This window comes from Mitsuaria sp. CC2 (assembly GCF_048957715.1).
Taxonomy (GTDB): domain Bacteria; phylum Pseudomonadota; class Gammaproteobacteria; order Burkholderiales; family Burkholderiaceae_C; genus Roseateles.
Map to the genome: position 1 here is coordinate 1 of NZ_JARVXN010000002.1, position 22,421 is coordinate 22,421.

The following is a 22,421-nucleotide window of genomic DNA, read 5'->3' on the forward strand; positions in this document are numbered from 1 at the left end:
GAGCTGCGCGAGAGCAGGTCGTTCAGCAATTGCGCCAGCACCTCGTTGCCCTGCATGCGGGCGAGGACGACGTGGAAGTCCGCCAGCAGCCGCGTGCGGCCGGGGACATCGGTGCGCGCAACGGCTTCGCGTTCCTGCTTCAGATGCGCGCGCAGCTGCCTGATCTGCGCCGGGGTGATGCGCTGGCAGAGGTCGGCGAGCATCGCGGCCTCCAGCATCTTGCGCACTTCGAAGACCTGACGGGCTTCCTCGACGCTCGGCTGTGCGACGAAGGCGCCGCGCGCCGGCTCCAGCCGCACGAGCCGGTCGCGGCTGAGCTGGTTCAACGCCTGCCGCACCAGCGTGCGCGAGCAGTCGAAGATGTCCGCCAGCTGCTGTTCGACCAGCTTGGTGCCTGGCATCAGGCGGCGCTCGACGATCGCCTGCGTGATGGCGGCGGTGATGCGTCCGGTGACGGAAGCGCTGGCGTCGAGGTCCCGGGCGTTCATGGTGTGCGCAAGTGTATACACTTTGCACTTTCCTTCTTCCTTTCACCGAAGGCGCCGATGGGCAAGCTCACGACACACGTCCTCGACACCATGCACGGCAGCCCGGCCGCCGGCATGGCCGTGCGGCTGTACCGGATCGAGGCCGGCGAGCCGCGCCTGCTGCAGGCGCTGACGCTGAACGCCGACGGGCGGGCGGACGGTCCCTTGCTGGAAGGTGCGACCTTGCAGGTCGGCCGCTACCGGCTGGTGTTCGCGGTGGCCGAGTACTTCCGCAGCCGGCGGGTGACGCTGCCGGAGCCGGCCTTCCTGGACGAGGTGCCGCTGGACTTCGGGATCGCGGATCCGGGCGCGCACTATCACGTGCCGCTGCTGGCCAGTCCCTGGTCGTATTCGACCTACCGGGGCAGCTGAGGGTCTCGCATGCGTGCCTGGCAGACGCTGGCCCTGAGACTCGCGCGCGAGCCGGCGGTGCTGGTGCGCGTCGACGAGCTGCAAGGCAGCGGCCCGCGGGAGGTCGGTGCGTGGATGGCGGTGACCGCGGCCGACGTCGTGAACACGATCGGCGGCGGTCAGCTGGAATTCGACGCGATCGCGAAGGCGCGGGCGGCGCTCGCGGCGGGGCGTGTGATCGAGGCGCGCCAGCGCTTCGCGCTCGGGCCGTCGCTGGGGCAGTGCTGCGGCGGCGTCGTGTGGCTGAACTTCGAGTGGCTGGATGCGTCGTCGATCGCCGGGCTGGCGGATCGGCTCGGCGATCAGCGCGAGTGGCGCCGCATCGCGCTGTTCGGCGGCGGACACGTGGGCCGCGCGATCGTCGACCTGCTGGCGAAGCTGCCGGCGACGGTGCACTGGATCGACAGCCGCGAGGGCGTGTTCCCCGAGCCGCTGCCGGACAACGTCCGCGCTGAACAGTCCGAGCCGGTGCAGGGCGCGGTGCCGACGCTGGCGGCGGACTCGCATGTGCTGATCATGAGCTTCAGCCACGCGGAGGATCTCGACATCCTCGCCAGTTGCCTGAAGCGGCAGCGCGAGTCGCAGGATCTCCCGTACATCGGCCTGATCGGCAGCAGGAGCAAGTGGGCGACCTTCCGTCACCGCCTGGAAGCGCGCGGCTTCACGGCCGCCGAGCTGGCGCACGTCACCTGTCCGATCGGGATCCCGAACATTCCGGGCAAGCAGCCGGAGATGGTGGCGCTGTCGGTCGTCGCGCAGGCGATGCAGAAACCCGCCGAGCCGCTTTGAGCCCGTCCGGGACTGTATACACTTCGCTTCTCAACGTCGCCGCGGCGCCCGGATCTATTCAGCGCGACGCTTGCCGGTTCACAGCGCCCGCAGTGGTGGTCCGGATCTTGCTCGACGTTCGTTGATGGACAGCTACCTGCTTGACTGGGCCAATCTGCTGCTGCGCTGGCTGCACGTGATCGTGGCCATCGCCTGGATAGGCGCCTCGTTCTATTTCGTCTGGCTGGACAACCACCTGATGAAGCCCCAGGCCGAGGATCTCAAGTCCAAAGGCGTGGACGGCGAACTGTGGGCGGTGCATGGCGGCGGTTTCTACAACCCGCAGAAGTACATGGTCGCGCCGGCCAATCTGCCGCAGCACCTGCACTGGTTCTACTGGGAGAGCTACTGGACGTGGATGAGCGGCTTCGCGCTCTTCGCGCTGCTGTACCTCCTCAACGCCGATACCTACCTCATCGACAAGCGCGTCTTCGACTGGAGTCCGCCTGCGGCGATCGCGGGAGCGCTTGGCTTCCTGGCGGGCGGCTGGCTCGTCTACGACCAGATCTGCCGACGCTTCGGCCGCAAGGCCGACGGCTCGATCGGCAACGACGGCGTGGTGCTCGGGCTGATCGCGGTGGCGGTTGTCGGCACGGCCTGGGGCACGAGCCAGCTCTTCGCCGGCCGCGCGGCCTTCCTCATCACCGGCGCGATGCTCGCCACGATGATGAGCGCGAACGTCTTCTTCTGGATCATCCCCGGCCAGAAGCAGGTCATCGCCGACATGCGGGCGGGACGGCCGGTGGACCCGGTCCACGGCCAGCGCGGCAAGCAGCGCAGTGTGCACAACACCTACTTCACGCTGCCGGTGCTGATCGCGATGCTGTCCAACCACTACGGCATGCTCTACAGCCATGCGCAGAACTGGCTGGTGCTGGTGATGCTGATGGCCACGGGCGCGCTGGTGCGCACCTGGTTCGTGAAGCGCCACAAGGGCGTCGACGCCTGGCCGCTGCTGGTGGCGGTGGTCATGCTGCTCGCGGTGCTGATCGCCTGGCTGGCGCCGCAGCCGGCCACGGTGCCCGTCACGATGGCGCCGCCGGCGGCGACGTCGCCGGCAACACCTGGCACTGACGCGACCACGCCGGCGGTGGCCGGTTCGACCGTCGTGTCCTTCGAGCAGGTGAAGACCATCGTCAACGCGCGGTGCCTTGCGTGTCACAACGCGGCACTGGCACCCAAGCGCATCCAGTTCCACGAGCCGCAGATGATCGAGCAGCACGCCGCTGAAATCTACCAGCAGGTCGTGGTCCAGAAGACCATGCCGCTGAACAACGCGACCGGCATCACCGACGAGGAACGGGCGGCGTTGGGACGGTGGTTCAAGGCGAGGTGAGCCCCCGCTAGGGTCACCCCGGTGGCGCTCGTCGCTTCTGGAAATCAGAATCCAAAACAGCGTTTCAAAACTGAGAAACGAAGAGGATTCCGATGACCAAGCGCGTGGCCGTGATCGGCGAATGCATGCTGGAGCTCAAGGGCGAAGCCTTCGGTGCGATGACGCTGGGCTACGGCGGCGACACCTTCAACACTGCCGTCTATCTGCGCCGTTGCGGCGCTGCGGCCGGGCTGGAGGTGGCCTATGCGACCGCCGTCGGCGAGGACGGTCTCAGCGCCGGCCTGCTCGATCGCTGGCGGGATCAGGGCATCGATACGCGGCTGGTGCGACGCCTCGCGGGCCGCATGCCGGGGCTGTACATGATCGAGGTCGACGGGCGCGGCGAGCGCAGTTTCCACTACTGGCGCGACACCGCCGCGGCGAAGGCCTACTTCGACGCCGAGCGCACGCCGTTGGAAACCCACGCGGATGAATTCGACGCGCTGTACCTCAGCGGCATCACGCTGGCGATCCTGCCCGCGGACGGGCGTGAGCGGCTCTATGCGTTGATGGCCGCGATGCGCGAGCGCGGCGCGCACGTCGTCTTCGACAACAACTATCGGCCACGCTTGTGGAAAGACCGGCAGGCGGCGCGCGTCGAGTTCGAGCGCGCCTTCTCGCTCGCCACGATCGCCCTCGTCACTGCGGACGATCACCAGGCGCTGATGGATCTGCCGGACCTCGACTCCGCCATGGCGCATGCGAAAGCCTTGGCAGCGCCCGAGGTGCTGATCAAACGCGGCGCTTCGTCGACGCTCGTGCGTGCCGCCGACGGCCAGGGGCATTGGCTCGAAGCGCCGACGCAGTGGGTCGAGCGCGTCGTCGATACGACGGCAGCCGGTGATTCGTTTGCAGGAGGCTATCTCGCCAGACGCTTGACCGGACACGACGCTGTCAGCGCGGCCACGCACGGCAACCGCGTCGCAGCGCGCGTGATCGGATATCCCGGCGCGATCATCCCCGCCGAGGCGATGGACGATCTGCTCTGAAGTCTGCTCAGCGCATCCAGCGCTTGAGCTCCGGCATCGTCACGAGCAATTGCTCGGCGACCATCGCCGAGAACACCTGTGCGCCCTTGGCGCCGAGGTGCGTGCGATCGAACACCGGATTGGCCGCGCCAGCACGTTCCGCCCCGGACGCGCCCGGGGCGGGCGCGTCAACAGGCTTGGGCGCCATCGCCAGCGTGTCGGCTTCGTTCTCGCCCATCGTCTGCACCGCCGTGTGGCTGATCGCGTTCAGATCGATCAGCGGCACATGGTGCTCGGTGCTGACGCGGATCGTGGCCTCGGCCCAGGGGCGCAGGTTGTTCTCGAGCTTGCCCTGTGGATCGAAAGTCCGTCGTGTGAGCGGCGTCAGCATCACCAGGTGCGCGCCGGTCGGTGCGACATCGGCGATGTAGTTGGCGAGGTTGCCGGGGAACTCCGTCTGCAGGTCGGTGGAGCGGCCCGGCTTGCCGGGCTGGTCGTTGTGGCCGAACTGCATCAGCACCACGTCGACTTGGCCGGCGGGTCGATCACGTAGCAGCGTCTGCACCTGACCCCATAGTCCTTCGGCGCGAAAGCTTTTCGTGCTTCGACCGCCTCTGGCGACATTGAGGCAGGTCACCTCGGGTTTGAACCGTGCGCAGAGCGCGTCGCCGTATCCGCTCTTCGTGGCCATCGTCGAATCGCCGACGAGGATCACGCGCAGCGATGGCGGCGCCTCCTGCGCACACGCGGCGCCGGCCACAAGGGCGAGCGCCGCGAGCCATGAAGTCTTCATGAGTGCTCCGTGGTGATGCGACCGGAATGGGGCTTGGGGTTCCCGGAGGGAGGCCCCATGCCCCGTGGAGAGTCGGCGCTCATCCTCCCGCAGTGGACCCCGCGGGCTGGCTCAGAACTTGTACGCCGCTCCGAGCAGAAACTCCCGCCCTGTCACGTGATACACGACGGGGCTGTTGCGCGCCCTGGAGATGAACTGATCGTTCGCCTCGTTGGTCAGGTTGACGCCTTCCAGGGTGATGGTGAGGTGGTCGTTGACCTTGTACGAGATCGACGCGTCCACATTGAGCGTGGCGTTCTTCCCTTCGACGTCGTTGTTGTTCTGCCCCGGCACGCGCGTCAGGAACGACGAGCGCTTCGATGCCGACACCCGGGCGCTGAAGGTGTTGTCGTCGTAGTACATCGTCGCGTTCCACGACTTGGGAGACATGTTGAGCAGGTCGTCCGTGATGGTCGTGTTGCTGGTCGGCGAGACCAGGTAGGTGATCTTGGACTTCACGTACGTGTAGTTGAGCACCGTCCCGAAGTTTTTCCCCCAGCCGGGCAGGAAGGTGAACGGCTGCTGGTAGTTCAGCTCGATGCCGCGCAGCTTGCCTCCGGGGGTGTTGATCGGCGTCGTGAGCTGGAACACTTCCTCGCCGGTGAAGTTGGACGGCAGCAGCGACAGCGGCAGGCCGGTCTGGTTGTACGGCGCGTTGGTGCGCAGGCTCTGGATGTAGGTGTCGATGTTCTTCTGGAACAGGCCCACGCCGATGAAGGCGTTGCGGCCGAAGTACCACTCCAGGCTGCCGTCGAAGGTCTTCGCGCGGAAGGGCTTGAGGTACGGGTTGCCGGTGGTGATGGACAACGTGCCGGTGGTGCTGATGGTGCCGCCCGGGTTCAGGTTGCCCAGCTGCGGACGCGCCATCACCTTGGCCGCGGCGAAGCGCGCGATCAGGTCCTTGGTCAGGTTGGCCGAGACGTTCAGCGCCGGCAGCCAGTCCTTGTACTTCTGCCCGATGACGACCTCGGTGCCGCCGCCGGTGGCCAGGTAGCCGGTGGCGTCCTGCTCCGTCACGACGTAGCGCACGCCCACGTTGCCCTGCATGCGCAGGCCGAGCACGCGGCCTTCGAAGTCCGCCTGCACGAAGCCGCCGGTGTCTTTCTCCACCACCGCGCGGTTGTTGCCGCGCGCGTTGCCGTTGGTGGTCGAGGACAAGGTGTAGTCGCCCGGACCGCCTGCGGGGCCGCTCTTGATGCACTTGCAGTAGATGTCGTAGGCCGCGGCGATCGCGTTGAGGTCGGGGATGGCCCACGAGGTCGGCGTGCCTTCCGGCAGGCTGAGCCCGCGACCGAAGCCGGTGAGCATCTTCGTGAGCACGCCCGATCCCGCCGCCGGCGAGAACATCGTGTCGTTCTGGTTGACGCGCCGGAACTCGAAGGTGTCGAAGCTGTATTTCTTGTAGTCGAAGCCGGCCTTCAGCGTCAGCGTGTCCGGCATCACTTCCCAGGCCAGGTCCAGATGCGCGATGTCGTTGACGTTGTTCGCGCCCTGCGGCCGGATGCGGATCTCGCTCGTGGTCGTGTTGGTGACCGTCGTCGGCTGCGTGCCCGTGGTGACCTGCGGCACGCCCACGATCTGCAGCGCGCCGTTCTGCGCCGTCGGATCGAACGGGTACTTGATCACCGGCAGCCGGTCGTTGTTGCGGAAGTCCAGCGTGTAGCCGTTGACGTTGAGCGCGTCCAGCGTGACCGTCGTCTGCACCGGGTTGCGGAACTTCGAATCGGCGCGGCCCACCTTCGCGTTGAGCTTGAGGTGGTCGGTGAGGTCCTGCTCGAGCGTCAGGCTCGGTTGCTTGAAGGTCGTCGTCAGCTCGTCGTAGCGCGACTCGGCGCGGATGTCGACGCCGTTGAACACGCCGTACTGCAGCGCCCCGTTGGGCGCGTACTGCGCCTCGACCACGCTGGTCTGCGGCTTGCCGCCCTGGCTCGCCGTGCGGCTGAACGAGATCGCCTCCAGGAAGTCCTCGCTTCGCGTCGCGTCGAGCTTCGAGTACAGCATGTCGAAGGTCAGCAGCGTGCGGTCCGTCGGCCGGAACTGGATCGAGCCGGTCAGGCCCAGCCGGTCCTGGTCATGCGACAGCCGCCCGTAGCGCGGCAGGCGAGGGTGGAAGTTGTCGGCGCTGCTGGCCGCGTTGTAGGCGGCGGTCGCGCCGGGCGACGCCGGCAGACGCGGCACGCCCTGCGCGGCGGGGCCGCAGTTGGCGGCGGTGGTCGTCGGATTCGCGGGGGTCACGCCTTGCGGCGAGCACCAGCCGCCCGACGAGGCCCCGTTGTCCCAGCGCACCGACGAGAAACCTTCCTCGAAGAGCCGGCGCTTCGAATACGCGCCCGAGACCAGCACGCCCAGCTTCTTGTCGAGGAACACGTCGCTGAGCAGGAAGGCCGCGCGCGGATCGGTCTCGCGCGCCAGATCGTTGTACCGCGCCTTCACCGAAGCGGCCACCACGCGCTTGTTGAAGTCGAACGGCCGCGCCGCCTGCAGGTCCACGGTCGCGCCGAGCGAGCCCTCGTCGATCTCGGCCGAGCTGCTCTTGCGCACCGTGATCGTGTTGAAGAGCTCGGAGGCGAAGACGTTGAAGTCGAAGCCGCGCGAACGGTTCGCGCCGCCGGAGCTGTCGGTGCCCCCGGTCGTGGCCAGCGCCTCGATGCCGTTGATGCGCACGCGGGTGAAGTCCGCGCCCAGGCCGCGCACCGTGATGTTGCGGCCTTCGCCGGCGTCGCGGTCGATCACCACCCCCGGGATGCGCTGCAGCGATTCGGCGAGGTTGGTGTCGGGGAACTTGGCGATGTCCTCCGCCTTGATCACGTCGACGATGCCCTTGTCCTGGCGCTTGGCGTTCAACGCGCTCTCCAGCGAGGCGCGGATGCCGGTGATCACCACCGTGTCCAGCGCCTTGTCGGCGGAAGGGCCCGCCGGCGTGGCGGCGGCGGAAGCCGCGGGGGCCGGCGCGGGCGCGGCCTGCTCCTGGCTCCAGGCGGGCAGCGACAGCGTCGCGGTGCCCAGCAGGCAGGCGGCGAGGCGGGTCAGGCGGGGTGTCGCTGCGACGGGGGCGGCCCGTCGTGCCCGACGCGGGCGGTTGGACGTGGACGTCCCGAGGCGAGTCCCAATACGGTGGGGCATGACGTTGTCTCCATGGTTCTTCTGCGGTCGCGGGCGCGGGATCGTGGCCCGTCGCTCTCGCGCATGAGTCGCCAGGCGCGCGCAGGGCGCCGGCAGGGTGGGACGGGAGCGCTGTAGTGCGATGCCGCCTCGGTACTGCTGGATGACTGCGATCCGCGCCGCGCGCGGACCTGGGGGAATCAGCTCAGAGGTAGTCCTCGCGCCGCGGCGAGAACTGGTCCAGCAGCGTGCTGCCGGCCTCCAGCGCGACGACGCCGTGCGTCGTCAGCCGAGGCGCCACGAAGGCGTCGCCCGGCTTGAGCACGCGCTTCACGCCGCCGACGTCGCATTGGAACGAGCCGCTGATCACGAACGCGATCTGGTCATGCGCGTCGTGCGCATGGGGCGTGCCGATGGCGCCCTGGTCGAACTGCACCAGCACCGACATCAGTTCCGGCGTGTGGCCGACGATCTTGCGGCGGATGCCGTCGCCGAGCTCGGTCCACGGTTCTGCGTCGTTCACGAAGTACGGGCTGTTCATCGGGGCGTCTCCTGGAATCTGCTGGATTCAGGACGGTTCTCGGCCGTCGTTGCGAGCAACTATAACGACGTCGCAGAAAATTGAAACAGCGGTTCACTACATAGAAACCATAGTTTCGGGAAAGTCCGCAGGCCCGTACGCTGCGATCCCATCAGAGCTCGTGAAGCCACAGGAACCGCCAGGAGACGACATGGAAATCCGCCAACCCATCCACAGCGAACACGCCCGCACACTGGACACCGAAGGCTTGCGCCGCCAGTTCCTGGTGGACGAGATGTTCAAGCCCGACGAGGCGACGCTGACCTACAGCCAGATCGACCGCATCATCGTGGGCGGCATCATGCCGGTGACCAAGCCCGTGACCTTCTCGGCCGAGCTGGGCAAGTACACCGGCACCGATTTCTTCCTGCAGCGGCGCGAGCTGGGCCTGATCAACATCGGCGGCGCGGCGCGCGTCTTCGTCGACGACACCCAGTACGACGTCGGCCCGCGCGAGGCGCTCTACACCGGCCAGGGCGCGAAGATCGTCGAATTCAAGAGCGTCGACGCCGCGAATCCGGCCAAGCTGTACTTCAACTGCGCGCCGGCGCACACCGCGTATCCGACGCGCAAGGTCACGCTGGCCGAGGCCTCGCCGGAAACGCTGGGCTCGCCCGAGACCAGCAACCGCCGCACCATCCACAAGTTCCTGGTGCCCGACGTGCTGCCGACCTGCCAACTGCTGATGGGCATGACCCAGCTGGAGCCGGGCAGCCTCTGGAACACCATGCCCTGCCACCAGCACGACCGTCGCATGGAGGTGTACTTCTACTTCGACATGAAGTCGGACGCGGTGGTCTTCCACATGCTGGGCGAGCCCACGCAGACCCGCCACCTGGTCGTGCGCAACGAGCAGGCGGTCATCAGCCCGAGCTGGTCCATCCACTCCGGCGTGGGCACGCAGGCCTACACCTTCATCTGGGGCATGGTCGGCGAGAACCAGGTGTTCAAGGACATGGACCACGTGCCGATGACGACGCTGCGCTGAGCGCGCCGAGTTTCGTCACGGTCACCAAGGGAACGAAAGACATGATCCTGGACAACTTCCAACTCGACGGCCGCGTGGCCATCGTCTCGGGCTGCAACACCGGCCTGGGGCAGGGCATGGCGGTCGCGCTGGCGCAGGCCGGCGCGCACATCGTCGGCGTCAACGTGTCCGATCCGGCGGAGACCCGCGGCGAGGTCGAGCGCCTGGGGCGCCGCTTCCTCGACCTGCGCGCCAACCTCGGCGACATCAGCTGCATCGAAGGCCTCGTGGCCGAGGCCAAGTCGCTGACCGGCCGCGTCGACATCCTCGTCAACAACGCCGGCATCATCCGCCGCGAGGACGCCATCCGCTTCAGCGAGAAGGACTGGGACGACGTCGTCGACCTCAACCTGAAGACGGTGTTCTTCTTCTCGCAGGCGGTGGCCCGGCAATACCTGGCCCAGGGCGGCGGCGGCAAGATCATCAACGTCGCGTCCATGCTGTCGTTCCAGGGCGGTGTGCGGGTGCCGTCGTACACGGCCAGCAAGAGCGGCGTCATGGGCATCACCCGGTTGATGGCCAACGAATGGGCGTCGCACGGCATCAACGTCAACGCGATCGCGCCGGGCTACATGGCCACGAACAACACCGCCGCGCTGCGCCAGGACGAGACGCGCAACGCCGCGATCCTGGACCGCATCCCGGCGGGCCGCTGGGGCAGTCCGGACGACCTGGCGGGACCGGTCGTGTTCCTCGCCTCGAAGGCGTCCGATTACGTGAACGGGTATACCGTCGCGGTGGACGGGGGATGGCTGGCCCGCTGAAGGCGCGGCCTCTCGACTTCGCCCTTCCGGCATGACGCGGTCCGCAGAGGCCGCGCATGCCCGCCGACGGAGACACGGCACATGTATGAGAACAAGCGCCTGGGCTTCCTGTTCGTCCTGCCATTCGTGCTGGGCGTGCTGCTGTTCAAGCTATTCCCCTTCGTGATGAGCTTCGCGCTCAGCTTCACGCAGTACGACCTGATCGATCCGCCGACCTTCGTCGGGCTGCGGAACTATGAGGAACTCGCGACCGCGGATCCGCTGTTCCGCAAGTCGCTGGGCGTCACGCTGCTCTTCGCGCTGCTGGCGGTGCCGCTGCGCGTCGGCTTCGCGCTGTTCATCGCGCATGTGCTGAACTTCAAGCTGCGCGGCATCAACTTCTTCCGCGCGGCGTTCTACATCCCATCGATCCTGGGCGGCTCGATCGCGGTGGCGGTGCTGTGGCGTTTCGTCTTCGCGCGCAACGGCCTCGTGAACCTGGTGCTGATGAAGCTGGGCATCGAGCCGATCGCGTGGCTGGCCGACGAGCATTACTCGATGTGGACCATCGTCCTGCTGTTCACGTGGCAGTTCGGCTCGGCGATGGTGATCTTCCTGGCGGCGCTGCAGAACGTGTCGATCTCGCTCTACGAGGCCGCCGAGTGCGACGGCGCCAGCAAGACGCAGCAGTTCTGGAAGATCACCGTCCCGCTGATCACGCCGGTGATCTTCTTCAACGTGATCATGCAGATGGTGCACGCCTTCCAGGAGTTCAACGGCCCCTACATGATCACCGAAGGCGGTCCGCTGCACTCGACCTACGTGCTGGCGCTCTACATCTACGACCAGAGCTTCCGCTTCTTCAACCTGGGCTACGGCGCGGCCTTGTCCTGGGTGCTCTTCGCGCTTGTCGGCGGTCTCGCGGCACTGTCGTTCTGGAGTTCGAAGTACTGGGTCTTCTACTCCGGCGAGAAGGAGACCAAGCGATGAGCCGTCCGCCCGCGTCCGCGCATGTGAACACGCCTCGGTCTTCCCAACGCCCTCTCCCGCTTGCGGGAGAGGGCGGGGGTGAGGGCAGCGGCCGTGGCACCGCGCCGGCCCTGATCCTCGGCCGTGACCGCGGCAATCGCACGCTGCGCTACCTCGCGCTCGGGGCCGTGGCGGTCGTGATGCTCTACCCGCTGCTCTGGCTGATCGGTGCCTCCTTCAAGAGCAACGCGGAGATCTTCAGCTCCGCCGGTTTCCTGCCCGACCGCCTCGACTTCAGCGCCTACGCCAAGGGCTGGAAGACCAGCACCGAGTACACCTTCGCCACCTACTTCCTGAACAGCTTCCTGATCACCATCCCGCGCATCATCGTCACGGTGATCTCCTGCGTGCTGGTCGCCTACGCCTTCGCGCGTTTCGAGTTCTGGGGCCGCAAGCTGCTCTTCAGCATCATGATCGCCACGATGATGCTGCCGCTGATCGTGCTGCGTCTGCCGCAGTACCTGGTGTTCCGCGAGATCGGCTGGCTGGATTCGTACCTGCCGCTGATCGTGCCCTCGGCCTTCGCGACGGACACCTTCTTCGTGTTCATGCTGGTGCAGTTCCTGCGCGGCATTCCGCGCGACATGGAAGAGGCCGCGCAGATCGACGGCTGCAACGCGCTGCAGCTCCTGTGGCACATCATCGTGCCGCTGCTCAAGCCGGCCATCATCTCCGTGGTCGTCTTCCAGTTCATCTGGACGATGAACGACTTCATGGGTCCGCTGATCTACCTCGCGTCGGTGGAGAAGTATCCCGTCTCCCTCGCGCTGAAGATGAGCATCGGCGCGACCGAGGAGGTCGAGTGGGCCAACGTGATCGCGATCTCGGTGGTGGCGCTGATCCCGTCGGTGGCGGTGTTCTTCGCCGCGCAGAAGCATTTCATCGAAGGCGCGACGTCCAGCGGCGTCAAGGGCTGACCCCGATCCCGCCGCGCGAGAGCAGACAGGAAAAGAACCCGGAGACACGACGTGGCAAGACTGAGCCTCAACAAGATCGAGAAGGTGTACCCCAACGGATTCAAGGCCGTGCACGGGGTGGACCTGGAAGTGCGGGACGGCGAGTTCATGGTGTTCGTCGGCCCGTCGGGCTGCGCGAAGTCGACGCTGCTGCGCATGATCGCGGGCCTGGAGAGCATCTCCGGCGGCGAGCTGCGCATCGGCGACCGCGCCGTCAACGCGCTGCCGCCCAAGCAGCGCGGCATCGCGATGGTGTTCCAGAACTACGCCCTGTACCCGCACATGAAGGTCTACGACAACCTGGCCTTCGGCCTGAAGCTGGCCGGCACGCCGAAGGCGGAGCTCGACCAGCGCGTGCGCCACGCCGCGGGCCTGCTGGAAATGGAGCACCTGCTCGACCGCTACCCGAAGCAGCTCTCCGGCGGCCAGGCGCAGCGCGTCGCGGTGGGCCGGGCGATCGTGAAGAAGCCGGACGTGTTCCTCTTCGACGAGCCGCTGTCCAACCTCGACGCCAAGCTGCGTGCCGCAATGCGCGTGCGGCTCACCGAACTCCACCGCACCCTGCGCGAAAGCCGCCAGCCGGCCACGACGGTCTACGTCACCCACGACCAGGTCGAGGCGATGACCATGGGCGAACGTATCTGCGTGCTCAAGGACGGCGTGATCCAGCAGGTCGACACGCCGACGGCGCTGTACGACCGGCCGGCGAATGCCTTCGTGGCGGGTTTCATCGGATCGCCGGAAATGAACCTGCTGGCGGGGCGTCTGCTCGCGACCGACAACGGCTTGGCCGTCGAGGTTGGCGGTGCGAGGCTGCCGTTGCCGGCGGAGAAGACGGCGGGCATCGCGTCGCTGCCACGTCGGGCGGACGACGCGTTGACCTTCGGCCTGCGGCCCGAGCACATCGGCCTCGCGCCTCGCGCGCAAGGCGACAGCGTGCCGGTCTCCGCGCGGGTGCGCTTCACCGAACACATGGGCTCGGAGGTCTATCTGCATGCGGATCTCGGCCCGCTACCGATCTCCGCGCGCATCCCCGCGGAGCAGGCGGTGGCGCTGAGCGGCCTCGCCCGCGGCGACGCCGTGACGCTGCATCTGCAGATGTCGGCGTGCCACCTGTTCGACGCGACGAGCGGGCTGAACCTGCTGACGATGCCAGCCTCGTCCTCGTCCTCATCCTCGACGTCCTCGACGGCGGCGTCGACCTCGACCTCCGGGACCTACGCATGAGCCTGCCGCGACGACAGCTGCTGGGCATCGCCGCGGAATCGGCCGCGGTGGCCGCGACCGCGGGCGTGACGGCGGCGCTGACGGCGCCGGGGCTGCTCCGCGCGCAGGACAAGCCGACCGTGCTGCGCTTCGCGTGGTGGGGCGGCGCCGGCCGGCATGAGGCGACCCTGAAGGCGCTCGCGCTCTTCGAGCGCCGCCACGGCGTGCGCGTGAAGGCCGAGTACATGGGCTTCAATGGCTATCTGGAGCGGCTGACGACCCAGATCGCCGGCGGCTCCGAGCCCGAGGTCATGCAGATCAACTGGGCCTGGATGGCGATGTTCAGCAAGCGCGGCAACGGCTTCGCGGACCTGAATCGATTCGGACGCCTCCTGGACCTGGCGCAGTTCGATCGCGACGACCTCGCCTACGGCGACGTCGCCGGCAAGCTGAACGCGCTGCCGGTCTCGTTCAGCGCGCGGGTGATGTTGTGGAACCAGGCGGCGTTCGACCGCGCCGGCCTTGCGCTGCCGACGACCTGGGACGAACTTTTCGCCACGGGCCCGGCCTTCCGGCGGATCCTCGGCGACAACGCCTATCCGCTCGACGGCGAGCTCTACGACATGATGCTGCTGTCGCAGGCCTGGGTGCAGCAGCGGCACGGCACGGCCTACGTCGATCCCGCGCAGCCGCGCGTGGCGATGCACGAGGCGGCGGCGCTCGACTGGGTGCGCACCTACAAGCGCCTGATCGCCGATCACGTCGCGACCCCGCTGCCGCTGCGCGCGAGCCTGGGCGGCGCCGAGAAGCCGACCGAGCAGCAGCCCGACTGGGTCGTCGGCCGCTGGGCGGGCAACTACACCTGGGACTCTGTCATCGCGCTGCGCGCCTCCACGCTGGACAAGCAGCAGAAGCTGGTGCTCGGCGATTTCCCGACGCTGCCCGGCGCGCTCGACAGCGGCATGTTCGGCCGCCCCACGGTGATGTACGCGGTGAGCCGCCATGCGGAGAAGAACGGCCGCGCCGAGATGGCGGCCAAGCTCGTCAACTTCCTGCTGACGGATCCGGAGGCCGCGGCGCTGCTCGGCCGCACGCGCGGTCTGCCGTCGGCGCGCGGGCCTTACGAGCAGCTGAAGGCGGCCGGCAAGCTGCCGCCGCTGGAGGTCGCCGCGCACGAGCAGATCAAGGTGCAGCGCGAGTCGGGCCGGCTCAAGCGCCCGGCGCCGCTCTTTGAGCACGCGCGGCTGCACAAGTTCATGCGCGAGGTCTTCGAGACCGTCGCCTACAACAAGACCAGCGATGTCGACGCCGCCCGCCGCCTCGTCACGGAAGGCCAGGCGCTGCTGCAACGGATCAAGTGAAAGCCCCCATGAAAGCCAACGAACGACAGCTCCATTTCGTCACGCGCGAGGACCCGGACACCGGCGCGCGCGTCACGCGGCTGACGCCGACCGACGTGACCTGCCATCGCAACTACTTCTATCAGAAGTGCTTCACCAACGACGGGTCCCAACTGATCTTCGGCGCGGAGTTCGGGCCGGGCACGAGCTGGAACTACCACCTGCTCGATCTGAAGACGCAGGTGGCGACGCAGCTCACCGACCAGCCGGGCGAGAACACCTTCGGCGGCTTCCTCGGTCCCGATGATCGTCATCTCTACTTCGTCCGCGCCGAGCGGCAGCTGATCCGTCTGTCCATGCGGGATCTGGGCGAGGAGGTGGTCTACACCGTGCCCGAGGGCTGGGTCGGCTACGGCACCTGGGTGGCGAATTCGGCCTGCACGAAGATGGTCGGCATCGAGATCGTGGCGAGCGACTGGTTTCCGCTCAGCGACTGGCAGAAGTTCCACCAGATGTTCCATGCGAAGCCGCGCTGCCGCTTGATTCGCATCGACCTGGCGACGGGCGCGCGCGAAGTGATCCTCGAGCAGCAGGGCTGGCTGGGCCATCCGCAGTACCGGCCCGGCGACGACCACACCGTCGCGTACTGCCACGAAGGGCCGCACGATCTCGTCGACGCGCGCATGTGGTTCATCGACGAGGACGGTCGCAACGTCCGCTGCGGCCGCCGCCACGATCCGGGCGAGAGCTGCACCCACGAGTTCTGGGTGCCGGACGGCTCCGCGATGATCTACGTGTCCTACCTGAAGGGGCAGCGCGATCGCTGGATCTGCTCGCTCGATCCGGTGACGCTCGCATCGAAGCGCCTGACGCGCATGCCGCCGTGCTCCCACCTGATGAGCAACCAGGACGGCACGCTGCTGATCGGCGACGGCTGCGACTCGCCGGCCGACGTCGCCGACACCGGCAGCCACCAGATCGCGACCGATCCCTTCCTGCATCTCTTCGACCTCCAGGCCGGAACCGAGCGTCGCGTCGCGCGGCACGACAGCTCGTGGCGCGTCTACAAGGGCAATCGCCAGGTCACCCATCCGCATCCGTCGTTCACGCCGGATGAGAAGCAGGTGCTCTTCAGCGCTGACGCCGAGGGCGAACCGGCGCTGTACCTGGCGGACCTCTGATGCGAGTCCGGTCCGTGGTCGCGGCGGCGGGGGTGAGCCTGGCGGCGCTGTCCGGCGGCGCTGGCGGGGCACAGCCGGTGGCCGGCCCGGAGGCGATCCACGCGGCGGTACCGGCTGTTCCCGTCCAGGAACGTCCCCAGCTCACCGATGCGCAGGCGGCCACGGCCACGGTGGCCGCCTACCTCGGCGACTGGCAGCCCGTGCCGCTCGATCCTTCGCGTTGGACGCCGACCTTCGTCGTCGCGGCCGACGGCAGCGGCACGCACCGCACGGTGCAGGCCGCGATCGACGCGCTGCCCGCGAAGGCGCCGGGCCCGGCGTCGGCGCCACGCGCCTACGTGCTCGTGAAGCCCGGCACGTATCGCGAGCCGCTGTGCATCCAGGACAAGGCGCCGTTCACGCTGTACGGCGCGGGTGCGCCTTCCGAGGTCGTGATCGTCGAAGGCCGCTACAACGCGATGCCGAAGGCGAAAGGCGAGGCCGCGCATCGCTGCATGCCGCTGCTTGATGCCGAGACCCACGGGACGCCGGGCAGCGCCAGCGTCATGCTGTTCAGCGACGACGTTCAGCTCGCCCGTCTGACCATCGCGAACGACGCGATGGACCGGGTGCGCGATGGGCAGGGCTATCCCCCCGGTGTCGGCGAAAGCGGCGGCGCGCAAGCCGTCGCGCTGATGACGCGCGGTGACCGGATCCAGCTGGAGCAGGTGCGGCTCATCGGGCATCAGGACACCTTCTACGCGGAACGGGACGGCGCCGGGACGCCCGAGGCGCGCGTGCTCGTGCGTCGCGCGGAGATCCGCGGCGATGTCGACTTCATCTTCGGCGGCGCGACGCTGGTCATCGATGACAGCCTGATCGTCAGTCGCGCGGGTCGCCGTGTGCCGGGACATGGCGGCCACGTGATCGCGCCCAGCACACCCCACGCGCTGTCGCGCGGCTTCCTGATCCAGGACTCGCGCTGGCTGGCCGAACCTGGCCTGGCGCCGGCGAGCATCAGCCTGGGCCGGGCCTGGGACCGGGGCGTCGCACGCGGCGAGTGGCGCACGTCGCCGACTGTCCCGAACGGCCAGGCGGTGCTGCGCGGCAACCTCTTCGGGCCGCATCTGGCGCCGTGGTCCGCGTCGACCTCGCGACGACCGTTCAGCGCCGTCGGCGAGGCCGCCAACCGCATGGCCGAGTACCGCAATGTTTCGCTGCCGGTCTCCTTGCCCCTTGCGGCATTCGACGCGATCGCCCCCGGCGACGGCTGGGCATCGATGAACGGCGGCACCGTCGGCGGATCGGGGGCGAAGCCCGAGGCGGTCCAAGTCGTGCGAACGCGCGCGGAACTCGACGCGGCGCTCGCGCTCGGCGACACGCCCAAGCTGATCGCGCTCGCCGCGCGCATCGACCTCGCCGTCGATGCGAGCGGGAAGCGCCTGGGCATCGAGGACTTCCGAGATCCCGCCTTCGACTTCGACGCCTTCGTCCGTGAGTACGACCCGGCGACCTGGGGCCGCCGCGATCCGTCGGGCGCGCTCGAAGACGCGCGCAGGCGCTCGGCGAAGAAGCAGGCCGCGCAGGTCGTGATCAAGGTACCGTCGAACACGACGATCGTCGGCGTCGCGCCGGACGCGGGCTTCGACGGCGGCTCGCTGATGCTCGACCAGGTCTCGCAGGTGATCCTGCGCAACCTGCGCTTCTCCGACGCCTACGACTTCTTCCCCGCCTGGGATCCCAACGACAACGGCCACGGCGAGTGGAACTCGGCGTACGACACCGTCTCGTTGCGCGAAGCCTCGCAGGTGTGGATCGACCACTGCGCCTTCGACGACGGCGAGCGGCCCGACCCGCGCGAGCCGGTGGCGCTGGGCCAGCGCCTGCAGCGGCACGACGGGCTGCTCGATATCACGCGGCGCTCGGACTTCGTGACCGTGTCCTGGAACGTCTTCCGCCGGCACGACAAGACGATGCTGATCGGCGGCGGCGACGGGCATCGCGACGACCGCGGCCATCTGCGCGTGACGCTGCACCACAACCTGTGGGAGCAGGTGAAGGAGCGCACGCCGCGCGTCCGGTACGGGCAGGTGCACGTCGCCAACAATCTCTACGTCGCGTCGGCCGGCGGCGACTATCCCTACGGGTACTCGATCGGCGTGGGCATCGCCTCGCAGGTGCTCAGCGAGGCCAACGCCTGGGAGGCGTCGACGGGCGTCGCGCCGGCGCGCATCGTGCGCCTGCTCAAGGGCGATCGTCTCGAGGATCGCGGTTCGCGATTCAACGGTGAGCCCGTCGATCCGACGGCACTGCTGCGTGCCGCGAACCCTGACAAGGCTGTCGTCGGCGAGGCCGGTTGGACGCCACCGTACCGCCTGCCCATCGATGTTGCGGCCAAGGTGCCGGCCCGGGTTCGCGCGGGCGCGGGCACGGGCCGGCTGTGGTGAAATCTCCCCTTTCCAGGAATCCCTTGCGCATGGACGACGATCTGAACGATGGCAAGCAGCAGCCCGAATCCGTGGCCGCTGTGCTCAAGGTGTTCGCCATCCTGCAGGCCCTGTCAGAACGCAGTGATACCGGTATCTCGGAACTGTCCGTTCGGCTGGCCATGCCCAAGGCGACGGTCTACCGCTTCCTGCAGACGATGAAGACCCTGGGTTACGTTCGCCAGGAGACCGACAGCGAGCGCTACGGCCTGGCGATGAAGGTCTTCGAGATCGGCGCGAAGGCGCTGCAGTACCCGGACCTGGTGGACCTGTCCAGGCACCACATGCAGATGCTGGCCGACGCGACCGGCGAGACGGTGCACCTGGGCACGCTGATCGACAGCGAGATCATCTACGTGCACAAGGTCGATTCGAAGCACATGCTGGGCATGTACTCGCGCATCGGCCGTCGCGCGCCGCTGCACTGCACGGCGATCGGCAAGGTGCTGATGGCCTGGGAGCATCCCGAGCGCCGCGCCCGGGTCCTGGAGGGGGCCGAGTTCCAGCGCTTCCGCGACAAGACCATCACCGAGCCGGCGGCCTTCCAGGCCGAACTGGAGCGGGTGAAGGGGCAGGGCTTCGGCGAGGACCGCGAGGAATTCGACGACCACATCCGCTGCATCGGCGTGCCGATCTTCGACCGGCTGGGCCAGCCGATCGCCGGCATGAGCGTCAGCTTCCCGACCTTCCGCTACGACGACGCCAAGGCGCCCGAAGTCGTGGCGATGCTGCAGGCGGCCAGCCGGGACATCTCGGCGCGGCTCGGTTGCACGAAGTTTCCTCTGGACGCGGGCTGAGTCGCCCGGCGCGGCGGCGGCGGAGACAATCCGCGTCCCGCGCCCGTCCTTCGGCGAGCGCCGCCGCGCCCTCGACGACACGCTGCTTCGGCGCGACACCGCGATAACGCGGTTGTCGTGGCGCCCTATGTTGTCGTACAACTGACCCTGTGATGAATGCCTCGTTGACCCGTTCCCGACCGAAATCGCTGGCGCTCGGCCTTGTCCGCGCGCTGGAGGACCGGATCCGCGCGGGGGCGCTGGCCAACGGCGACAAGCTGCCGACCGAGGCGGCGATCATGGCCGAGTTCGAGGTCAGCCGCACGGTGGTCCGGGAGGCGATCTCGAAGCTGCAGGCCGCGGGGCTGGTCGAGACCCGGCACGGCATCGGGACCTTTGTCCTGGGGCTGGGGGAGGGCGGTCCGTTCCGCATTGGCGCGGAGCAGATGGCGACGCTGCACGATGTCGTCGCGGTGCTGGAGCTGCGTATCGGCATCGAGACCGAGGCGGCGGCGCTGGCGGCGCAGCGGCGCAGCGATGCGAACCTGAACAACATGCGCGCGGCGCTCTCGGCTTTCGCCGAAGCCGCCGAGGCGGGGCGCGACGCGGTGGCGGCGGACTTCCAGTTCCACCTGGAGATCGCCCGCGCGACTGGCAACCCGCACTTCGAGCAGTTGATGGCGACGCTGGGCGCGCCCAGCATCCCGCGTGCGCGTCTGGCGAGCCTGGCGGCCGCCGGCGACGAAGACCCGCTGGCGCAGCGCGACTACCTGCTGCGCGTGAACGCGGAGCACGAGAGCATCCTCGACGCGATCGCGGCGCGCGACACCGAGGCCGCGCGTGCGGCCATGCGGACGCACCTGGCCAACAGCCGCGAGCGGCGCCGCCGCGCGGCGTTGGCGTTGCAGGAAAAGCGCTGAGCTTGCGCGGCGTGATCAGGCTTCGACGGCCTGTTCGCTGGAGCCTTCCTTGGTCTCCTCGACCTTGAACTTCCAGCCCTTGCGGCCAGAGGTCGCCACGATCTTCTGACGCACGAGCCGCTCGACGGTCATGATGCGATCGAAGGCGGACCTGACGGTTTCGTCACCGGCGGCATGCGCGAGGAAGTACAGCCTCAACAGCGTGTCGTTGGCCCTGGGCACCTTGCCGTGCCGTTCCCACAGGCTCACGTTCTGTTCGCTGACGCCCTGGACCTTTGCCATGGCAGCTTGCGACAGGCGCAGATGGACGCGCAGGAAGCGGAACTCCTTGCCGGTGAGTCGCCCAGGCTTGTGTGCGACCCGGACAGCAATCTCTCGCAGCAATTCGTCCGCTGCGGTCACGGAGTAGGCCTTTCCATAGGCGGTGTCGATTTCGTTGTAGCCATTGGCGAGCCACACGTTGTCCAGGCCGCATTCGGTGTAGTGGTACATCATCAATTCCTCAGACTAGGCGATCACCGTGACGACGAGCAGGCCGGGCCGGGCGTCATCGAGTGCGACGCAAACGACCAGATCGGATGAGGGGCCATACCAGTGCATCCTGCAAACCAGATCGCCGCTCGTCATGTCTTCCTCGCCGGGCGTCAACAGGCGCCCCAAACGCAAGCAGTCGAACACTTCCTCCTTCAGCACACAACGTTCACGCATTCGCGCCACCGCATGCCTGGTCAGGTAAATCAGCCCGGTATCCCGTGCCGTCTGGCGGATATGTCGCTCGAGTTGGCTCAGGGTCAGTCGTTTGAACGTCACTTCAGTCGCGCCTCCGCGCCAAGTTGCTACCCATAATTTTTATGGGTTGCATCGTAGGTGCGCCCGCGGAGGCAGCGTGAACGTGGTGTTGCGTTCTTCCCATAGTTTTTATGGGTTGATTGCTGACTGCAATCGGTAGTTCTGCGTGTTTTCCCTCATCAGTGAGCGATTGACGCCGTCTTGTCATCCGTTCGACTCAACTTGTATGATGACTGACAACAAGACCGCCAAAGCGCTACAGGACGGAGTCCTGAAGGCGCACCAAGAGCGGTTTCCACGGTTCCTTCCCCGGAGACAAACCATGACCGTTCTGACCCGCCGCCTGGCCGTCAAAGCCGGTGCCGCCCTCGGCGCCGCCCTCCTGTCCACCTTCGCGGCCGGCCTGGCCCACGCCAGCGGCTTCCCCGACCGGCCGGTGACCATCGTGGTCCCGTTCCCCGCCGGCGGCTCCACCGACATGCTGGCCCGCGCCATGGGTGCCGAGCTGCAGAAGAAGTGGGGCCAGACCGTCATCGTCGACAACCGCCCCGGCGCCACCGGCACCTTGGGCACCACCCAGGTCAAGCGCGCCGCGCCCGACGGCTACACGCTGCTGGTGTCCTCGCTCGGCCCCTTCGTCATCGCGCCGCATCTGATCAAGGCCGTCCAGTACGACGCCCTCAAGGACATCGACCTGCTCACCGTCGCCATCCAGGCGCCGAACGTGCTGGTCGTGCCCGCGTCCTCGCCGCTCAAGAGCGTCAAGGACGTGATCGACACCCTCAAGAAGGAACCGGGCAAGATGAGTTTCGCTTCCTCGGGCAACGGCTCCTCCGACCACCTCACCGCCGAGCTGTTCTGGCTGCAGACCGGCACCAACGGCCTGCACGTCCCGTCCAAGGGCGGCGCTCCCGCCATCAGCGACCTGCTGGGCGCGCAGATCGAGGCCTCGTTCCAGAACGTCAACGCGGTGCTGCCGCACATCCTCGGCGGCAAGCTGCGCGCCCTGGCTGTCACCGGCGACAAGCGCTCCGCCGTGCTGCCCAACGTGCCCACGCTGTCCGAGTCCGGCATCAAGGGCGCCGATGTCTATTCCTGGCAAGGCGTGGCCGCGCCCAAGGGCCTGCCGCCGGCCGTGCGCGCGCAGCTGCAGAAGGACATCGTCGCCGCGCTGCACGACCCCGCCGTGAAGCAGAAGTTCTCCGACATCGGCATCGAGACCGTCGCCAACACGGCCGACCAGGCGCAGGCCTTCCAGAAGACTGAGTTCGCGCGCTGGAAGCAGGTCATCGACACCCGCAAGATCACCGCAGATTGACCAGGAGCCTCTCCGTGAGCGCAAGCAGTCCCATCGTCACCTCCGCCC

21 protein-coding genes are annotated in these 22,421 nt (G+C 67.8%); 15 read left to right on the top strand and 6 right to left on the bottom strand.

Translation table 11 applies throughout. From position 1 onward, the window contains the following. Nucleotides 1-488, bottom strand: a 488-nt coding sequence (locus PV762_RS00475) for a GntR family transcriptional regulator (protein ID WP_421033070.1), incomplete at its 3' end; no start/stop codon positions are given. A gap of 57 nt (nt 489-545) precedes the next feature. Here PV762_RS00475 and uraH point away from each other — a divergent pair. From uraH to PV762_RS00495, 4 genes are all read left to right on the top strand, one after another. Then, complete coding sequence (gene uraH / locus PV762_RS00480) at nt 546-899, top strand: hydroxyisourate hydrolase (protein ID WP_421033071.1); 354 nt, start codon at nt 546-548, stop codon at nt 897-899. A gap of 9 nt (nt 900-908) precedes the next feature. Further along, nucleotides 909-1,727 carry a xanthine dehydrogenase accessory protein XdhC gene (xdhC, locus tag PV762_RS00485; protein WP_421033072.1) on the top strand — a complete coding sequence of 273 codons (819 nt, stop codon included), beginning with the start codon at nt 909-911 and terminating at the stop codon, nt 1,725-1,727. Between the two features lie 124 nt (nt 1,728-1,851). Continuing rightward, nucleotides 1,852-3,102 carry a urate hydroxylase PuuD gene (locus tag PV762_RS00490; protein WP_421033073.1) on the top strand — a complete coding sequence of 417 codons (1,251 nt, stop codon included), beginning with the start codon at nt 1,852-1,854 and terminating at the stop codon, nt 3,100-3,102. Between the two features lie 92 nt (nt 3,103-3,194). After that, nucleotides 3,195-4,130 (top strand): sugar kinase, encoded by a 936-nt coding sequence (locus tag PV762_RS00495; protein WP_421033074.1) that lies wholly within the window; start codon nt 3,195-3,197, stop codon nt 4,128-4,130. A gap of 7 nt (nt 4,131-4,137) precedes the next feature. On the opposite strand, the gene PV762_RS00500 is transcribed toward PV762_RS00495, so the two are convergent. From PV762_RS00500 to PV762_RS00510, 3 genes are all read right to left on the bottom strand, one after another. Then, entirely contained in the window at nt 4,138-4,902 is a 765-nt protein-coding gene (locus PV762_RS00500; protein ID WP_421033075.1) for a rhamnogalacturonan acetylesterase, read from the bottom strand. A 111-nt stretch (nt 4,903-5,013) separates the two neighbouring features. Further along, the gene (locus PV762_RS00505; RefSeq protein ID WP_421033076.1) at nt 5,014-8,064 is read right to left on the bottom strand and encodes a TonB-dependent receptor; all 3,051 of its coding nucleotides are present in this window, start codon (nt 8,062-8,064) and stop codon (nt 5,014-5,016) included. Nucleotides 8,065-8,248: 184 nt separating this feature from the next. Beyond that, nucleotides 8,249-8,584 (bottom strand): cupin domain-containing protein, encoded by a 336-nt coding sequence (locus PV762_RS00510; protein ID WP_421033077.1) that lies wholly within the window; start codon nt 8,582-8,584, stop codon nt 8,249-8,251. Nucleotides 8,585-8,774: 190 nt separating this feature from the next. Between PV762_RS00510 and kduI the strand changes: the two genes are divergently transcribed. The 10 genes from kduI to PV762_RS00560 all read left to right on the top strand — a co-directional run bounded on the left by kduI (nt 8,775) and on the right by PV762_RS00560 (nt 20,266). Next, the gene (gene kduI / locus PV762_RS00515) at nt 8,775-9,611 is read left to right on the top strand and encodes a 5-dehydro-4-deoxy-D-glucuronate isomerase (RefSeq protein ID WP_421033078.1); all 837 of its coding nucleotides are present in this window, start codon (nt 8,775-8,777) and stop codon (nt 9,609-9,611) included. Nucleotides 9,612-9,652: 41 nt separating this feature from the next. After that, the gene (kduD, locus tag PV762_RS00520; protein ID WP_421033079.1) at nt 9,653-10,414 is read left to right on the top strand and encodes a 2-dehydro-3-deoxy-D-gluconate 5-dehydrogenase KduD; all 762 of its coding nucleotides are present in this window, start codon (nt 9,653-9,655) and stop codon (nt 10,412-10,414) included. An 81-nt stretch (nt 10,415-10,495) separates the two neighbouring features. After that, complete coding sequence (locus PV762_RS00525; protein ID WP_421033080.1) at nt 10,496-11,383, top strand: carbohydrate ABC transporter permease; 888 nt, start codon at nt 10,496-10,498, stop codon at nt 11,381-11,383. Further along, nucleotides 11,380-12,339 carry a carbohydrate ABC transporter permease gene (locus tag PV762_RS00530; RefSeq protein ID WP_421033081.1) on the top strand — a complete coding sequence of 320 codons (960 nt, stop codon included), beginning with the start codon at nt 11,380-11,382 and terminating at the stop codon, nt 12,337-12,339. The genes PV762_RS00525 and PV762_RS00530 overlap by 4 nt, the downstream gene beginning before the upstream one ends. Before the next feature lie 51 nt (nt 12,340-12,390). Next, a complete protein-coding gene (locus tag PV762_RS00535; RefSeq protein WP_421033082.1) occupies nt 12,391-13,605 on the top strand; it encodes an ABC transporter ATP-binding protein in 1,215 nt (404 codons plus the stop codon). After that, nucleotides 13,602-14,945, top strand: coding sequence for an ABC transporter substrate-binding protein (locus PV762_RS00540; RefSeq protein ID WP_421033083.1), 1,344 nt, complete (start codon nt 13,602-13,604; stop codon nt 14,943-14,945). Before PV762_RS00535 ends, PV762_RS00540 begins: the two co-directional genes overlap by 4 nt. 8 nt (nt 14,946-14,953) lie before the next feature. Next, entirely contained in the window at nt 14,954-16,105 is a 1,152-nt protein-coding gene (locus PV762_RS00545; protein ID WP_421033084.1) for an oligogalacturonate lyase family protein, read from the top strand. After that, on the top strand, nt 16,105-18,531 hold the full coding sequence (locus tag PV762_RS00550) for a pectinesterase family protein (RefSeq protein WP_421033085.1): 2,427 nt from the start codon (nt 16,105-16,107) through the stop codon (nt 18,529-18,531). Before PV762_RS00545 ends, PV762_RS00550 begins: the two co-directional genes overlap by 1 nt. A gap of 29 nt (nt 18,532-18,560) precedes the next feature. After that, the gene (gene kdgR, locus PV762_RS00555) at nt 18,561-19,367 is read left to right on the top strand and encodes a DNA-binding transcriptional regulator KdgR (RefSeq protein ID WP_421033086.1); all 807 of its coding nucleotides are present in this window, start codon (nt 18,561-18,563) and stop codon (nt 19,365-19,367) included. A gap of 152 nt (nt 19,368-19,519) precedes the next feature. Further along, nucleotides 19,520-20,266 carry a FadR/GntR family transcriptional regulator gene (locus tag PV762_RS00560; RefSeq protein ID WP_421033087.1) on the top strand — a complete coding sequence of 249 codons (747 nt, stop codon included), beginning with the start codon at nt 19,520-19,522 and terminating at the stop codon, nt 20,264-20,266. Between the two features lie 15 nt (nt 20,267-20,281). Here PV762_RS00560 and PV762_RS00565 read toward each other — a convergent pair whose 3' ends face one another. Beyond that, entirely contained in the window at nt 20,282-20,758 is a 477-nt protein-coding gene (locus tag PV762_RS00565) for a hypothetical protein (protein ID WP_421033088.1), read from the bottom strand. 15 nt (nt 20,759-20,773) lie between these two features. Beyond that, a complete protein-coding gene (locus tag PV762_RS00570; protein ID WP_421033089.1) occupies nt 20,774-21,076 on the bottom strand; it encodes a DUF4258 domain-containing protein in 303 nt (100 codons plus the stop codon). A gap of 301 nt (nt 21,077-21,377) precedes the next feature. On the opposite strand from PV762_RS00570, the gene PV762_RS00575 reads away from it, so the two are divergent. After that, entirely contained in the window at nt 21,378-22,373 is a 996-nt protein-coding gene (locus tag PV762_RS00575) for a Bug family tripartite tricarboxylate transporter substrate binding protein (protein ID WP_421033090.1), read from the top strand. Nucleotides 22,374-22,421: the final 48 nt, after the last annotated feature.

What these genes read in the sequence shown, in the direction of transcription:
- uraH (WP_421033071.1), top strand. Translation starts at nt 546, where the DNA reads ATGGGCAAGCTCACGACACACGTCCTCGACACCATGCACGGCAGCCCG.
- xdhC (WP_421033072.1), top strand. Translation starts at nt 909, where the DNA reads ATGCGTGCCTGGCAGACGCTGGCCCTGAGACTCGCGCGCGAGCCGGCG.
- PV762_RS00490 (WP_421033073.1), top strand. Translation starts at nt 1,852, where the DNA reads ATGGACAGCTACCTGCTTGACTGGGCCAATCTGCTGCTGCGCTGGCTG.
- PV762_RS00495 (WP_421033074.1), top strand. Translation starts at nt 3,195, where the DNA reads ATGACCAAGCGCGTGGCCGTGATCGGCGAATGCATGCTGGAGCTCAAG.
- PV762_RS00500 (WP_421033075.1), bottom strand. Translation starts at nt 4,902, where the DNA reads ATGAAGACTTCATGGCTCGCGGCGCTCGCCCTTGTGGCCGGCGCCGCG.
- PV762_RS00505 (WP_421033076.1), bottom strand. Translation starts at nt 8,064, where the DNA reads ATGCCCCACCGTATTGGGACTCGCCTCGGGACGTCCACGTCCAACCGC.
- PV762_RS00510 (WP_421033077.1), bottom strand. Translation starts at nt 8,584, where the DNA reads ATGAACAGCCCGTACTTCGTGAACGACGCAGAACCGTGGACCGAGCTC.
- kduI (WP_421033078.1), top strand. Translation starts at nt 8,775, where the DNA reads ATGGAAATCCGCCAACCCATCCACAGCGAACACGCCCGCACACTGGAC.
- kduD (WP_421033079.1), top strand. Translation starts at nt 9,653, where the DNA reads ATGATCCTGGACAACTTCCAACTCGACGGCCGCGTGGCCATCGTCTCG.
- PV762_RS00525 (WP_421033080.1), top strand. Translation starts at nt 10,496, where the DNA reads ATGTATGAGAACAAGCGCCTGGGCTTCCTGTTCGTCCTGCCATTCGTG.
- PV762_RS00530 (WP_421033081.1), top strand. Translation starts at nt 11,380, where the DNA reads ATGAGCCGTCCGCCCGCGTCCGCGCATGTGAACACGCCTCGGTCTTCC.
- PV762_RS00540 (WP_421033083.1), top strand. Translation starts at nt 13,602, where the DNA reads ATGAGCCTGCCGCGACGACAGCTGCTGGGCATCGCCGCGGAATCGGCC.
- PV762_RS00545 (WP_421033084.1), top strand. Translation starts at nt 14,954, where the DNA reads ATGAAAGCCAACGAACGACAGCTCCATTTCGTCACGCGCGAGGACCCG.
- PV762_RS00550 (WP_421033085.1), top strand. Translation starts at nt 16,105, where the DNA reads ATGCGAGTCCGGTCCGTGGTCGCGGCGGCGGGGGTGAGCCTGGCGGCG.
- kdgR (WP_421033086.1), top strand. Translation starts at nt 18,561, where the DNA reads ATGGACGACGATCTGAACGATGGCAAGCAGCAGCCCGAATCCGTGGCC.
- PV762_RS00560 (WP_421033087.1), top strand. Translation starts at nt 19,520, where the DNA reads ATGAATGCCTCGTTGACCCGTTCCCGACCGAAATCGCTGGCGCTCGGC.
- PV762_RS00565 (WP_421033088.1), bottom strand. Translation starts at nt 20,758, where the DNA reads ATGTACCACTACACCGAATGCGGCCTGGACAACGTGTGGCTCGCCAAT.
- PV762_RS00575 (WP_421033090.1), top strand. Translation starts at nt 21,378, where the DNA reads ATGACCGTTCTGACCCGCCGCCTGGCCGTCAAAGCCGGTGCCGCCCTC.